This window comes from Acinetobacter sp. Leaf130, from assembly GCF_001423205.1.
Taxonomy (GTDB): domain Bacteria; phylum Pseudomonadota; class Gammaproteobacteria; order Pseudomonadales; family Moraxellaceae; genus Acinetobacter; species Acinetobacter calcoaceticus.
The window spans coordinates 425707-438550 of sequence record NZ_LMOE01000001.1; the positions used below are offsets into that span (position 1 = coordinate 425707).

Sequence of the window (12844 nt, forward strand, 5' to 3'; positions counted from 1 at the left end):
AATTATAGATAATATTTATTCTTATAGTCTACCTTAAGAAAGGAAAACATTTTAAATGGTAAATGCAGTACAACCTAATATTTGTTTTGTTGGTAGTAGTAATTTGGCGTTAGCCTTAATAGGAGGCTTGGTTTTAAAAGGTTTTAAAAAAGAAAAGATACATCTTATTGAAGATAAAAAAATTAGTGATACAAATACATTGAAGCAAAAGGAAAATAGTTTAAAAAAAGCGGATATTGTTATCTTATTATTGGAACCTAAAAACTTAAAAGGAATGCTTGAGCCTTTTAAAAAACATCTAGCACCTAAAGTCATTATTTCTATGATGGCGGGGATTGATATTGCAAAATTATCAACGATTACGGGCTCAAAAAAAGTTGTTCGTGTAATTTCAAATCCACCTGTGCTTACGCATACGGGTACTCATGTGCTCATTGCTTCTGAGCAAATGGACCAGCTCGATAAAGATGTCATCGAAATGCTGTACTCTGCAACGGGGCAGACTTTCTGGGCAGCTTCGGAAACACAAACTGATGCAATTATTGCATTATCGGGCTCAGGGCCAGCTTACTTTTTTTATATTTTAGATAGCATGATTAAGACGGGTGTTTCATTAGGACTCGACAAACAGTTTGCATTAGATTTAGCACTTCAAGCAGCGAGTGGCGCAGTTGAAATGATCCGTAAAACTAATGTGCCGCCTGCGGATTTATGTGGAAAGGTTACTTTGGCGAATGGCATTACAGAATCTGCTTTACGCATGTTCGATTTAGGAAATGTATCTGATGATATACGTTTAGCTATGAAAGCCGCATATCATCGTAGTAAAGAAATTACTTCAGAAATTATTTCTGAGGTTGGTTAACTCGTCTTTAACAAACTAGGCCTTTAAAAAGTATTCCCAAATAATGAAACCTAAGCCAAACCCAATAAAAGAGTAGAGAGTAATAATAAAGAATACAAAACTGGCCTTATTTTTTTTCTTCAAAATGTTCATGGCGATGCCTCCAATTCAGATTAATTTTATTATGGAGATGAGGAGGCTGTAATCATAGATACAGAATTTTTTAAAAAAAATATAACAGAGTCTAAATCTGTTATGGTTTAAGCGGCTTAACTTAATAAATATTTTAGAATCAATATTTTAAGTCGATGTGCTATAGGTGCTACATCTTTTATTCAATTAACATTAAATCGGCGGTATTGGCAGATTTCAGAGGGCGCAAGGCAAAGGTTGAGCGTGTGTGTCGAATACCTTTAATTGAATAGAGTTTTTTTCGTAAAAAACGTTCGTAATGATCAGCATCTTTTACGGCTACTTTGACCAAATAATCATAGTCACCTGTAACCAGATGAGCTTCTACAACTTCCGGTATATCTGCTAATGCTTCGCTGAAATTCTCTAACATTTCATCATCATGGCGCTCTAAAGTAATTTCTATAAAAAATACCTCATGAATGCCAATCGCTTTTGGGTTCACGTTTACCGTATAGCCTTCAATAATTTTTAAAGTTTCCAGACGTTTTAGTCGTGTCCAGCATGGAGAAGATGAAAGACCGACTTCTTCAGCTAATTGAGCAACGGTTAAACGACCATTTCCACGTAAGGCAGATAAAATTTTCCGATCTATGCGATCTAGTGTGTATTCTGTTCTGTTCAAAATATAAACCAAAGAGGAATCTTCTGATAAAATTAAATATACTTCATTTTTATGCTGTCATCATTTAAAAAAAGCAAAAAATACAGGAAACATTTTGAGCTAAAGGTACATACACTATTTCTATGCATTGAACCTTTCTGGATAGGGGTTGTGATGGAGCAAAGAGCACTGTTTCAGTAAGGGTGACTAAACAGTGCTCTTTGCGGATTTCTTATAAATTTTTAAATCTATTTTTATTAATCGTCATAGTGTATTAAAACAAATTAAATAATAACTTTTATTTATCAATTGAAGAAAAACTAATCATTATTTTTTATCTAACTTTTCCTTTATGGTGATTTCATTGCATAGAAGGAAGCAAGGTTATGATCACCCAGCATGATATAAATCAAAAACAATATCAAAATAAGTCCCTCGACTATTTGAATAGCCAAGCTCATTCTGAAGGAATTGAATTTAATAAATTTATTAATGAAATTCAGAAATTTGAAAAGGCTGTAGTTCTTGATTTAGGCTGTGGGGGTGGCCATGTCTCTTATAATGTTGCTCCGCATGCAGACCTTGTTTTTGCTTACGATTTATCGCATGAAATGTTAGACACTGTGTCTAAAGCTGCCAGCCAACGCAAATTAAAAAACATCTTTGTGCAGCAGGGCATTGCTGAAGATATGCCTTTTAGTGATCATCAGTTTGATGTAGTCATTAGCCGATATTCTGCTCATCATTGGCAGCATGTTCCGAGTGCAATGAAAGAGGTCAACCGCGTTCTTAAGCCTGACGGCATTGTCATTTTTGTAGACATTATTAGTTCTAGCTCGCCGATATTAGATACGTTTTTACAGACGATCGAAACTATTCGAGACCCAAGTCATGTACGAAACTATAGTGTTAAAGAGTGGGTTTATTTTATCGAAGATGCGGGCTTTGACTTAGTGGGCTTAGATAAACAAACACTTTCGTTGGACTTTGATAGTTGGGTAAAGCGTATGAAAACACCTGAAGATCAAATCAAAACTTTGCGCTATTTGCAGGAAGGTTCATCTGACCTCGTTAAGAAATATTTCAAAATTCAAAATGACGGTAGCTTTGAAAGCCATGTGGGTTATTTTGTTTTTAAGAAATTAGGGTTTTAAGTGGTGTAATAAGTAAGGGTTTTAGTAGATAAGAAATGAATTAAATGTCACTAGAACTCTTTTATTGAATAGCTTGGATTATATTAAAAATAGGTATAAAACAAATCTAATATCATTTATTTGATAAAACTTAATCACACAATTTTTATAAGGTGATTAAGTATTCAAAAGAGAAGGGGATTTATTTAATTTCCTTTTTATTAATAGACACTTATAAATAATTATTATTTAATACGCCCGCAACATTACCACTAATACTTTTAATAACTTTGTCGGGGAAATAATGCGTAATATTTTAGTAACGGTTTTCACTTTATTGGTAGGAACATCAATTTATGCTGGTCAAGAACCTAAAAGTCTTGTAGGGCAAACACACTGCGAGAAAACAGTAGAACTACATGGTTTTTTAAGCCGTGCTCAACTTGATTGTAATTATCACTATTCTTCACAAGAATTAGTTCATGAAGCAGAAAAATGCACTAAACATGAGTTAGGTGATAAATACGGTAGAGAAGTCATGAGATTCGGTATGAAGCAATTTGAAGAGCGCAAGAAAGAGGATTTAAAAGGTCAATTATGTAGTAGGGTTTTAAAAGAGTTTCCAAACTATATTAAAAAATAAAATAAGGTTTTAAAAACCTCTTCTAGCAAGCCGATAGAATGGATTTAATTGTTCATTTTATCGGTGTATCACCGTATATAATTTGCCAGCCTTGTGTGTCAGTCTGTCAACCCACCTTCGTTCTCTCATCATGAATTAATGAATCGGGTAAATTATTTTTAAAACCTGTCTGAATAACATTTATAGCTTTTGAAAAGTTATTAAAAGAAATAACCTTTCTAGAGAGCTGAGTATTACTACTCAAAAAATTTTCTAAGCGTTTATCAAAACGATGTGAAAACTGAATCAGCTCGATTGTATTTTTTAGAGTTTCTTTGGGCCTTTTACCTGTAGCTACAGACTTTAGATAACGTTGTAGGAGCCTTATTGTTCTTAAATAAAAAGGTACTTCCATCTTTAAAATTAAAGAACACTCAAGAAGTAATGGAAGCAAGCGTTTATCGTAAGCTCCTTCTACAATCCAACTATCTTGTAAGATGATTTGTTTAATACCAAATGAGATAGTTTCCTCCGAATTTTTTACAAACTCAGTTCCACTTAAATCCCAGTAGATCTCATCAAATGCATGAGCAGATATCTTTAATTCTTCAGCTAATTTCTTAGTGATAGTTGTTTTACCAGCCCCAGAAGGGCCTACAATACAAATTTTCATGGTTTATCTTTTTTGAATAGTGCTTGAGTATAAATTTTATAAATAGAAACTAGACTAAAGTTCATAAGTTACTCATCTGTTTTTATGAAAGCTTAATAATTTTATTTTGTACAATAAAAACTCAATTATAATTCCAACTTGAAGGAAATAAACTCATGAAAAAACTTTTATTCATTTGTCTAATCGGTTTGACAGTGACACAGGTTAATGCTCATTCTGGGGGTACAAACTCTAAAGGGTGTCATACTAATAGTAAAACTGGAGACCATCACTGTCATTAAGTAAATGTATAAAAGAGTAAGCTGTTTTGCGGTTTGCTCTTTTAAATATTCTAATCTTCTTTGAATAATAAGAGGCAAAAGATGGAAATGATACTTGGGGTATTTGGTTTATTGATTTTATGGATAATACTGACTAAAAGACATAAAAAACAAACTGTTATAACAGAAAGGCCAATAGATTATTTTTTTGATATTGTTGGAGAACAGTCTTATCAAGCTAATTTAAGAAAGATTGCTGGACCTAAACAAGAAAGATCAAAATATGTAGAAGTAATGGCTAGAGTAGTTTCTGAACCTTTTAATGCTTATGATAAGAACGCTGTAAAAATTGAAATTAATGGTTTAACAGTTGGTTATTTAAGTAGGGATGATGCTAAAGTATTAGCTGGTAAAGTGATAAATCAGACAGTACCAGCTTTAATTAATGGTGGCTGGCTTGATGACAATAGTGAAGGAAGTTATGGTGTAAAACTCGGTATTCAAAGTCTTAACGAATTAATATAGTCGAGTAAATTTTTAAGTTTTACTCATATTTAAAAGTTTCAAAAAAACCAAAGCTTCTGTATTAGATTAATAAACCATTTTACTAAAATTATTTTAAAGCTTTATTTCTAGCCAATATCACATTGACACCTAAAACCCCTCCGATTATGCTTTGCGTGCTGGCCTACATCGCCAGTCGATTTTGACAGATCGATTTAACACACAAGACATCAAAAAGTTCTCTTTTTGGTGGCGAACTCGTTCGTCCCCCTTCGTAGCGGTAGGGCGAGGGAGGGACGCCTTGTGCGTGCTGATTCTTGTGTGTCAGTCTGTCAACCTTCTCTCGTTCTACCACCATAATCATTTGACAGTGATCTGGTAGAACTTCTTTACACACAAGGAGTCCGCTATGCGTACTATCTCTTCTCATTTATTGATCTTTACCAAACTCTCTCTAGCCATATCGCCCAACTGGTCTTTAAAACGGTTTAACCGACTCTAGGTTTTCTACGACCTTAGATCGTTACGACTCAAAAATCATAGCAACAATAAAACCTGAGATAGCTTAGGGCACATTTTTGTGCTGCTTTTGCATGCCTGTTTTTAGCACTCATTTTAAGAGTGACGGCATTTCTATCTCTTTTAGATACAACAAAAAAATTATTTAAACGGTATTCCTATGCCAAATTTAGAATCTTCATTTAGAACGCTCAGAGTGCTTCACACCGCAAAAGACTTATTTAATCAATATGGGTTTCATAAGGTCGGTGTCGACCAAATTATTGCAGAAGCCAAAGTTGCCAAAGCTACTTTTTACAACGACTTTCACTCAAAAGCACGGCTCATCGAGATGTGTCTCACTTTTCAAAAAGACGCGCTAAAAGACAAGGTATTTTCAATTTCTAATTCTTACCGTGAACAAAGGGTGCTTGATAAACTTAAGGAGATTTATTTTCTACATGCCGACTTAAATGGCTTTTATCATTTGCCATTTAAGGCAATTTTTGAAATTGAAAAGCTCTATCCGGTTGCCTATAAAGTCGTGGTTGATTATAGAAACTGGTTTGTTGGTGAAATCCATAAGTTGCTTTTAGCCTTAAAATCTACTGCTTCAATCCAAGATGCTTACATGTTTTTATTTATGATTGATGGGGCAATGGTCCAGCTTTTAGGTGAAAATGGGGTAGATGAAAGCGCACGACTGTTGGATTATTTCTTTTTAAACTTTGCCTAATTGCTAGAACTTAAATAGAAAAAAGCCTCTCATTAAGGAGGCTTTTTCTTTGAAATAAAATAAGTGCTTAGCTTAATGTCGCAGGTTTTGCAGAATGAGTCATTTGTTCAAAATATTGAACCGCAGGTGAACGAGCCATATAAGCCAAAGCTTGTTCAGTGTCACCTTCATGAATTGGGTTAAATTTTGGAGAAACCCATCTTAACGTCGCTTTCCATAAATATTTAATGGTCGGTAAGTTGTCTAAGCGAGTAGCCGTTTTTTCAAATTCACGGATGAAATTAAAGAAGCCACGACGCATCAATTTTTGAATGTCTTCGTGCTCTAAATCTTGCTTGCCTAGACTACGAGCAAAGTCAGCAAGGAAGTAAATAAACAGTGGGAAAATAGCGGCCATAATGACTTGGCGCGACACATAAAAACCCAACTTGTTTGTTAAAAGGTGCTGAAATAAATCATAAGCAACACAGCGGTGTTCAACTTCTTCGGCAAGGTGCCAACGGAATAAATCTGCCATTGCTGGGTCGGCTTGGTCCCAAGACTTGCTATCAAGTGTCCACTGACCAATAGTTCCCGTAAAGTGCTCAATTGCAGCAATGACACCTACTCGGAAAAGTAACCAATATTCTTCAAGTTTTTTGCCTTTTACAAGCGGCAGACCAAAGGGTTTGTCGCCCAATAAAATATTAAAAACAAAATGCGCACGGTTGAGTGGATCTTGAATGTCATAGCCTTTTTCACGTAAGAAGTCTTGAGCTTTTTCATGGGCACGTGCATGCGCTGCTTCTTGACGAACAAAGCCTACTACTTCTTGTTTTAATGTTTCATCGGTAATGTAGGGAAGGGTTTTATTAAACACTCGGCAGAACCAAAACTCGCCAGCCGGCAAAAGCATATTGATACCATTTGCTACATGTGAGCATAACGGATCATTCGGCATCCAGCAGACAGATGACTCCGCGAAATCAAAATATACTTTTCGAGCTTTAAGCTGATGATTCCCTGTGATCATATATGTCACCCTATTCATAATTATTCATTTAATGCGAATGCACAATTTTTAGCATTAAGTAAAATCGATCACCATGTGCTTAAGGGACAAAAACATCTTACGAAAGGCTTATAGAGATAAAAAAGGTCTAAGTGAGAGGTTCGGTCAATAAAAAAGGCTCCTTTATTAAAAGGAGCCTTCATTTTTATAATCTAGGCTTTAAATTATTTAAGCCTATTCATTTTTATAAGCTAAAACTTTTTATTATAAAGCTTACGGTAAGTAACTCGCCGTGCTTAAAAGCCTAGATTGCTTGCCATTGATCTTTAACTTCTTCTGAATTTTTATTGAGTATGACTTGGTTTTCTTTCACTTCCCCAATCCACGCAGTAGGAATGAGATGATGTTGACCACTTTCGTCTCGAGTCAGCTTTAATTGATTTTCACCATCGAGATGGTCGACTGTTCCTACTTTAGTACCGCAAGAAGCAATAACATCTGCGTGTTTTTGAATGTCAGTAATATTTAAAGTATTCATTTTAGACCTCTTCTTTAAAAATAGAAAAACGGTAGAAACTAAATTACTTTAAATAATGAGCTAAATGTTGAATTTTTAATAAACCTTACAGGATCGGTTTATAAACTCACTTAATGAATATATTTGAGTAACAATGAAATAATTAGATATAAAACTAATAATAATTATCTTTTTATTACAATTAATGTGTTTATTTAAACAGAAGTATTTAGATATGGTTAAATCAAGTCTTATAAATAATTATTTGCAATGAATATTAAAATATCTATAAATATGACGATATTGAGCATCTTGAGTGAATTTGAATCTGCCTTAGCTGAAGATAAAAGTAAGCTTCGTATAGATTTGCTCTCTCAATTGGTAAATTTAGCCAAAAATTTACCTTATCCAGCGTCGGGTCAAACCTATCAACGGTGGCAACTTTTTGCTCAGATTGCTGGGTCAGATTTAAGTTTGGCTAAACTATTTGAGTCTCATTGTGATGGCTTAAGTATTTTAAATGAATTGGGCTATCAAGAAGAAATAGATGACCAGATTTGGGCGGTTTGGGCAGCAGACGGTGGACCAGCTCCATTGCAAATAAAAGATAATCTTTGTAATGGCATAAAACCGTGGTGCTCCGGTGCGGAGTTTATTCAAAAAGCCTTAATGAGTTATAAAGACCAGCAAGGCCAAGCACAGCTTTGTATTGTTAACTTAGAACATCCTTCAATTACTACCGATTTGAGCCACTGGCATGCAGTCGGAATGCACGCCACGCAGACAACCAGAGTCACTTTTGTAAATACGCCAGTTCAACCGATAGGTCAGCCAAACACTTATTTAGAACGTCCAGGGTTTTGGCATGGTGCGGCTGGAGTCGCTGCTTGTTGGTACGGTGCCGCTGTGCGTTTAGCCAGCTTTTTGCAGGAAAGTTGTCAGGCAAATCCTAACCCTTTTAAGAAATTGTACTTAGGAGAGTTAGCTCAACAATTAGCGATCACCAAGCAATATTTTCAATACATTGCTGAACTGATTGATCATCAACCATTGCTGAGTCATGAGCGGGAAATACGGATATTACGTGCCCAAACTGAACAATGCTGTCAGAGTGTGATTGAACGAGTAGGAAAAGCCTTAGGTGCTCGGTCTTTTTGTGAAGATGCGACTTTTGCTCAGCTCATGGCTGACTTGCCTGTGTTTATCAGACAAAGTCATGCCGCTTTTGACTATGAACAAATTGCAGAACTCTGTTTGTCGGAGCAAAGCCTATGGGAACTTTAAAACATCCTTTAGTAGAAGACCGCGTTATTTTTGGTGAGGGTACATCCAAAGAGCAATGGTTAAAGGCATTTAAAGAACATCCTTTAGCGTCTTTAAATCTTGAGTTATTTCGCTCTAAAAGGGTGGTGATTGTCGCTCCACATCCTGATGATGAAGTGCTCGGTTGTGGCGGTCTAATGCAGCAACTCAATGCACTGAATTGTAAGGTTTTAATTTTAGCTGTGACTAACGGCACACAAAGTCATCCTAACTCGACAAAGTATCCTCCAGATCAGCTCAATATTCTTCGTCCACAAGAAAGTTTAGCTGCTTTAGATTGTTTAGGGGCAGTAAAGTCAACCGAACGGGCAGAGCTTAATTTGTTAGATGGTCAGATCCATTTTCAAACCCATCAACTTTGGCAGAGTTTAGAGCAGACCGTTCAAGCCGACGATATTTTGATTTGTAGTTATGCACTTGATGGTCACCCAGACCATGAAGCAGTAGGTAAAACAGTGCAAGCTTATGCAAACGCTAAGCAATTACTATGTTTACACGTATTAATATGGGCTTGGCATTGGGCAGAGCCTTTAGACCCACGAATTGATTGGCATCGCGCAAAAGCGTACCACTTAACCGAAGAACAATTAACTAAAAAACATCAAGCAATTTTGCAGTTTAAAACCCAACTTGAAGCAGATGAAACCACGGGCAATGCTGCGGTTCTCTCTCCAAGTGCTATTAAACGTCTTTTAATGCCTTATGAGGTGTATTTGAGTGATTCATTCTCGCATGTACTTTGAAGATTTATATCGTCATAACAGTGATCCATGGGGCTATGACTCACACTGGTATGAAGCCCGTAAAAGGCAAATTTGTCTCGCGCTGCTCACAAGACCTCGCTACCCAAAAGTGTTGGAAGTGGGTTGTTCAAATGGACATTTAAGTATTCATTTAGCCCAAAGAGCCGAGCAATTGTGGTGTATAGATGTCTCTGAGAGCGCTGTTCAATTGGCTTCCGAGCGTTTACAAGAGTTTGAGCATGTTGTTGTTGAGAATAGAAAAATACCCGAAGACTATTCAATTCAAAAATTTGATCTGATTTTAATTAGTGAGATGGCCTATTACTTATCGGCAAACGAATTGCATCAGTTTATTGAAAAGTTAAAACATAGTTTAAATGATGACGGTGAAATTCTATGTTGCCATTGGCGTCATGAAATTCAAGATTTTGAATTAAACGCAGAACAAGTCCATCAAGCTTTTCAGCAACATTTTCCATTTCATCACTATCTAAGCTTAAACGACCCAGATTTTATGATAGATGTTTGGACGGCGAACACTTCCTCTTTAGCACAGCAGGAAAAACTAAGATGAAAATAGGTATCGTCATTCCAGCACATAACGAAGAGCAATATCTATCGGCCTGCCTGCAATCGATTCAGGTTGCCATAGATAATATTAGCGGTTATGACGTAGAGGTTATTGTTGTACTTGATAACTGTGCAGATCAGTCGCGACTCATTGCACAAAACCATCAAATCAATTGGATTGAGTGTCATTATGCATGTGTAGGAAAAGCACGAGATTTAGGTATTCGTCATTTAATTGGGCGTGGAGTAACATGGATTGCGTGTACGGATGCAGACACGGTGGTTAGTCCTGATTGGCTGCGCTATCAGATTCAGCATCAACCAACAGATGCAATTTGCGGTACGGTGACCTTAGATGACTTGAGCCATCTATCGATAGCCAAACGGCAGAAATACTTGGCACATTATAAAGATCAGATGGATCATGCACATATTCATGGGGCAAATTTAAGTTTTAGTGCGGAAGTCTATCTTTTAGTAGGAGGCTTTGAGCCTATCTCATGTCATGAGGATGTATCTTTAATCAAAAAATTGATCAAGCATTGTTGCAATATTACTTGGAGTAATCTGGTTAGAGTGACAACGAGTAGTCGGCTAAATGGGCGAGCGCCTCAGGGCTTATCTTACTTTTTAAATAATCTCTAATAACTTAAACCATGACTTCTCCTAATATCGAAATATTCTTTAAATTTTGAGGATCATATTTAATTTTTATTATGCTACCGACTTTATATTGATCGTGATTTTGTTTAGCAATAAGCACCTTCAGATTTTCAGTCATGATTTGGCCTTGCTCAGCTTGGAATTTTAATTTTATGTGACATAAAGGGCGATATTGAACCTTAATTAAAGAGTCCTGAAAATACACAACTTCGGCAGAAGTAATGATTCCTCGTTTATAAATTAAAAATTTATGAACCAGACTTTTAAGAAAAAAGGTCCAAGCCATATAGATAAAGAATAAGGTGAACCAGATCACTCCAATAAAAGTCAAAAAGTCAGAAAATTTCACTCAATAAAACCAGAATTATTCGTTTAATACATTATTTTAAATGAACCCAATCGTTCGATCTACGTTATATAACTGATCCAAAACTTAAGCAGGCAAGACCTTATAGTTAAGCGTCAAAAATCATGAAATTCGTAATTAAATTTGGGCTGGGTATATAACTTAGTTGTTGTATTTATGACTACATATGTAAACAAGCCTTATGATAAATGTCCTTAACGCCTAAAATTCTAGAAAATAAAGTTTTAAGGTGTAGAGGTTTGGATTTTTTAAATTTTTTTCGCGATATTCGGGTTGAGCTAAGCCATTATCCTTGGCTTGAGATGTTTGTTTCACTCATTATTTTGATTTTATTTGCAGCAATAGCAAATTTTATTGCTAAGCGAATTATTGTTCGGGGCGTTCGGCACTTAATCACAAAACTTAAATCCCCAAATCAGTCTATTTTTGCTGAGCATAGTGTCATAAAGAAATTTGCAAATATTGTTCCAGCTGTTGTGATTATGAATGGTATTGCAACAGTTCCTCATCTATCTCCAAAGTTTATTGCTTTTGTCGAAATGGGGGCACAAGCGTTTATTTTCCTCACGCTCGCGCTTACAGTCAGCGAACTGTTAAATATTTTTAATCTCATTTATCAGCGTAATCCAAAATCTAGAAACAAGCCGATTAAAGGTTACCTACAACTTGTTAAATTAATTTTATTCGTTGTGTGTGGCCTCATGATTTTAGGAACATTCCTTAAAAAGGATGTGTTTACTTTACTTGCAGGTTTTGGTGCGATGGCAGCAGTATTAATGCTCGTTTTCCAAAATACCATTTTGTCTTTGGTGGCCAGTGTACAAATTGCATCTTATGACATGGTGCGGATTGGTGACTGGATTGAGATGCCTTCACTGAATGCGGATGGTGATGTGATCGATATTTCACTACATACAGTGACTGTTCAAAATTTTGATAAAACCTACACCACTATTCCAACCAATAAGCTCGTTACCGATACTTTTAAAAACTGGCGAGGCATGAGCAATTCGGGTTGTCGCCGTATGAAGCGTTCACTCTTTCTCGATCAAAGTAGTGTTCATTTTATGACTGATGAAGAGCAACAAAAGCTCAAAGAATTTTTATTATTAGATCAATATCTTGATGCAAAGAATTCTGAAATTGAAGAATTCAATAAACATTTAAGCAATCAATCTCGTTATAACAAACGCCGTTTAACCAATATCGGTACATTTAGAGCTTATGTTGAATTTTATTTGCGCCAACATAAGGGGATTGCTCAAAATCAAACCATTATGGTTCGTCAATTACAGCCGACTAGCCAAGGGTTGCCGTTAGAAATTTATGCATTTAGCAATACAACTGCATGGGTTTCCTATGAAGCAATTCAGTCCGATATTTTTGATCATTTAATTGCGATTCTTCCCGAATTTGGTTTACGTGTTTACCAAGCGCCTTCGGGTCATGATTTGCAAAGATTAACCACAGAGATTAATCCAAGTTAAGTTTTTATCTGTAGATAACAGGTTTTAAACTACTTTGAAAAAGCTCCCATATGGGGGCTTTTTAATTTCTCTTACTCCAAAATATTTTTGTTAGTCATTATTTTAAAAGACTAATTT

General features: G+C 35.7%; 17 protein-coding genes. 11 read left to right on the plus strand and 6 right to left on the minus strand.

Going from position 1 to position 12844, the window contains the following annotated elements:
* The first annotated feature begins 55 nt into the window (after positions 1-55).
* Positions 56-865, plus strand: coding sequence for a pyrroline-5-carboxylate reductase family protein (locus ASF86_RS01820; protein WP_056478820.1), 810 nt, complete (start codon positions 56-58; stop codon positions 863-865).
* 15 nt (positions 866-880) lie between these two features.
* On the opposite strand, the gene ASF86_RS18880 is transcribed toward ASF86_RS01820, so the two are convergent.
* A complete protein-coding gene (locus ASF86_RS18880; RefSeq protein WP_004793556.1) occupies positions 881-997 on the minus strand; it encodes a hypothetical protein in 117 nt (38 codons plus the stop codon).
* Between the two features lie 178 nt (positions 998-1175).
* A complete protein-coding gene (locus ASF86_RS01825; RefSeq protein ID WP_031945309.1) occupies positions 1176-1661 on the minus strand; it encodes an Lrp/AsnC family transcriptional regulator in 486 nt (161 codons plus the stop codon).
* Positions 1662-2026: 365 nt separating this feature from the next.
* Here ASF86_RS01825 and ASF86_RS01830 point away from each other — a divergent pair, with 365 nt between their 5' ends.
* The gene (locus tag ASF86_RS01830; protein WP_017389047.1) at positions 2027-2794 is read left to right on the plus strand and encodes a class I SAM-dependent methyltransferase; all 768 of its coding nucleotides are present in this window, start codon (positions 2027-2029) and stop codon (positions 2792-2794) included.
* Between the two features lie 283 nt (positions 2795-3077).
* The gene (locus ASF86_RS01835; protein ID WP_056478823.1) at positions 3078-3416 is read left to right on the plus strand and encodes a hypothetical protein; all 339 of its coding nucleotides are present in this window, start codon (positions 3078-3080) and stop codon (positions 3414-3416) included.
* 106 nt (positions 3417-3522) lie between these two features.
* Here the strand turns inward: ASF86_RS01835 and ASF86_RS01840 are convergent, their stop codons facing one another.
* On the minus strand, positions 3523-4068 hold the full coding sequence (locus ASF86_RS01840; RefSeq protein ID WP_056478826.1) for an AAA family ATPase: 546 nt from the start codon (positions 4066-4068) through the stop codon (positions 3523-3525).
* A gap of 155 nt (positions 4069-4223) precedes the next feature.
* Between ASF86_RS01840 and ASF86_RS19545 the strand changes: the two genes are divergently transcribed.
* The 3 genes from ASF86_RS19545 to ASF86_RS01850 all read left to right on the plus strand — a co-directional run bounded on the left by ASF86_RS19545 (position 4224) and on the right by ASF86_RS01850 (position 6066).
* Positions 4224-4349 carry a YHYH domain-containing protein gene (locus tag ASF86_RS19545; RefSeq protein ID WP_100222421.1) on the plus strand — a complete coding sequence of 42 codons (126 nt, stop codon included), beginning with the start codon at positions 4224-4226 and terminating at the stop codon, positions 4347-4349.
* Between the two features lie 81 nt (positions 4350-4430).
* A complete protein-coding gene (locus ASF86_RS01845) occupies positions 4431-4853 on the plus strand; it encodes a hypothetical protein (RefSeq protein WP_056478829.1) in 423 nt (140 codons plus the stop codon).
* 658 nt (positions 4854-5511) lie between these two features.
* Complete coding sequence (locus tag ASF86_RS01850) at positions 5512-6066, plus strand: TetR/AcrR family transcriptional regulator (protein WP_056478831.1); 555 nt, start codon at positions 5512-5514, stop codon at positions 6064-6066.
* 67 nt (positions 6067-6133) lie between these two features.
* Here ASF86_RS01850 and ASF86_RS01855 read toward each other — a convergent pair whose 3' ends face one another.
* On the minus strand, positions 6134-7078 hold the full coding sequence (locus ASF86_RS01855) for a metal-dependent hydrolase (RefSeq protein ID WP_056478834.1): 945 nt from the start codon (positions 7076-7078) through the stop codon (positions 6134-6136).
* 283 nt (positions 7079-7361) lie between these two features.
* Complete coding sequence (locus ASF86_RS01860) at positions 7362-7595, minus strand: DUF2171 domain-containing protein (protein WP_005041820.1); 234 nt, start codon at positions 7593-7595, stop codon at positions 7362-7364.
* A 249-nt stretch (positions 7596-7844) separates the two neighbouring features.
* Here ASF86_RS01860 and ASF86_RS01865 point away from each other — a divergent pair, with 249 nt between their 5' ends.
* The 4 genes from ASF86_RS01865 to ASF86_RS01880 are packed head-to-tail and all read left to right on the plus strand — an operon-like array spanning position 7845 to position 10855.
* Positions 7845-8858 carry a hypothetical protein gene (locus tag ASF86_RS01865; RefSeq protein ID WP_056478837.1) on the plus strand — a complete coding sequence of 338 codons (1014 nt, stop codon included), beginning with the start codon at positions 7845-7847 and terminating at the stop codon, positions 8856-8858.
* On the plus strand, positions 8846-9640 hold the full coding sequence (locus tag ASF86_RS01870) for a PIG-L deacetylase family protein (protein ID WP_056478840.1): 795 nt from the start codon (positions 8846-8848) through the stop codon (positions 9638-9640). Before ASF86_RS01865 ends, ASF86_RS01870 begins: the two co-directional genes overlap by 13 nt.
* A complete protein-coding gene (locus tag ASF86_RS01875; protein ID WP_081407517.1) occupies positions 9615-10214 on the plus strand; it encodes a class I SAM-dependent methyltransferase in 600 nt (199 codons plus the stop codon). Before ASF86_RS01870 ends, ASF86_RS01875 begins: the two co-directional genes overlap by 26 nt.
* The gene (locus tag ASF86_RS01880; RefSeq protein ID WP_056478846.1) at positions 10211-10855 is read left to right on the plus strand and encodes a glycosyltransferase; all 645 of its coding nucleotides are present in this window, start codon (positions 10211-10213) and stop codon (positions 10853-10855) included. Before ASF86_RS01875 ends, ASF86_RS01880 begins: the two co-directional genes overlap by 4 nt.
* 4 nt (positions 10856-10859) lie before the next feature.
* Here the strand turns inward: ASF86_RS01880 and ASF86_RS01885 are convergent, their stop codons facing one another.
* The gene (locus ASF86_RS01885) at positions 10860-11222 is read right to left on the minus strand and encodes a DUF3592 domain-containing protein (protein WP_056478849.1); all 363 of its coding nucleotides are present in this window, start codon (positions 11220-11222) and stop codon (positions 10860-10862) included.
* 257 nt (positions 11223-11479) lie between these two features.
* On the opposite strand from ASF86_RS01885, the gene ASF86_RS01890 reads away from it, so the two are divergent.
* Positions 11480-12727: a mechanosensitive ion channel family protein gene (locus tag ASF86_RS01890; protein WP_056478852.1), complete on the plus strand. Its 1248-nt coding sequence runs from the start codon at positions 11480-11482 to the stop codon at positions 12725-12727.
* The last annotated feature ends 117 nt before the right edge of the window (positions 12728-12844 follow it).

What these genes read in the sequence shown, in the direction of transcription:
- ASF86_RS01820 (WP_056478820.1), top strand. Translation starts at nt 56, where the DNA reads ATGGTAAATGCAGTACAACCTAATATTTGTTTTGTTGGTAGTAGTAAT.
- ASF86_RS18880 (WP_004793556.1), bottom strand. Translation starts at nt 997, where the DNA reads ATGAACATTTTGAAGAAAAAAAATAAGGCCAGTTTTGTATTCTTTATT.
- ASF86_RS01830 (WP_017389047.1), top strand. Translation starts at nt 2,027, where the DNA reads ATGATCACCCAGCATGATATAAATCAAAAACAATATCAAAATAAGTCC.
- ASF86_RS01835 (WP_056478823.1), top strand. Translation starts at nt 3,078, where the DNA reads ATGCGTAATATTTTAGTAACGGTTTTCACTTTATTGGTAGGAACATCA.
- ASF86_RS01840 (WP_056478826.1), bottom strand. Translation starts at nt 4,068, where the DNA reads ATGAAAATTTGTATTGTAGGCCCTTCTGGGGCTGGTAAAACAACTATC.
- ASF86_RS19545 (WP_100222421.1), top strand. Translation starts at nt 4,224, where the DNA reads ATGAAAAAACTTTTATTCATTTGTCTAATCGGTTTGACAGTGACACAG.
- ASF86_RS01845 (WP_056478829.1), top strand. Translation starts at nt 4,431, where the DNA reads ATGGAAATGATACTTGGGGTATTTGGTTTATTGATTTTATGGATAATA.
- ASF86_RS01850 (WP_056478831.1), top strand. Translation starts at nt 5,512, where the DNA reads ATGCCAAATTTAGAATCTTCATTTAGAACGCTCAGAGTGCTTCACACC.
- ASF86_RS01855 (WP_056478834.1), bottom strand. Translation starts at nt 7,078, where the DNA reads ATGATCACAGGGAATCATCAGCTTAAAGCTCGAAAAGTATATTTTGAT.
- ASF86_RS01860 (WP_005041820.1), bottom strand. Translation starts at nt 7,595, where the DNA reads ATGAATACTTTAAATATTACTGACATTCAAAAACACGCAGATGTTATT.
- ASF86_RS01865 (WP_056478837.1), top strand. Translation starts at nt 7,845, where the DNA reads ATGAATATTAAAATATCTATAAATATGACGATATTGAGCATCTTGAGT.
- ASF86_RS01870 (WP_056478840.1), top strand. Translation starts at nt 8,846, where the DNA reads ATGGGAACTTTAAAACATCCTTTAGTAGAAGACCGCGTTATTTTTGGT.
- ASF86_RS01880 (WP_056478846.1), top strand. Translation starts at nt 10,211, where the DNA reads ATGAAAATAGGTATCGTCATTCCAGCACATAACGAAGAGCAATATCTA.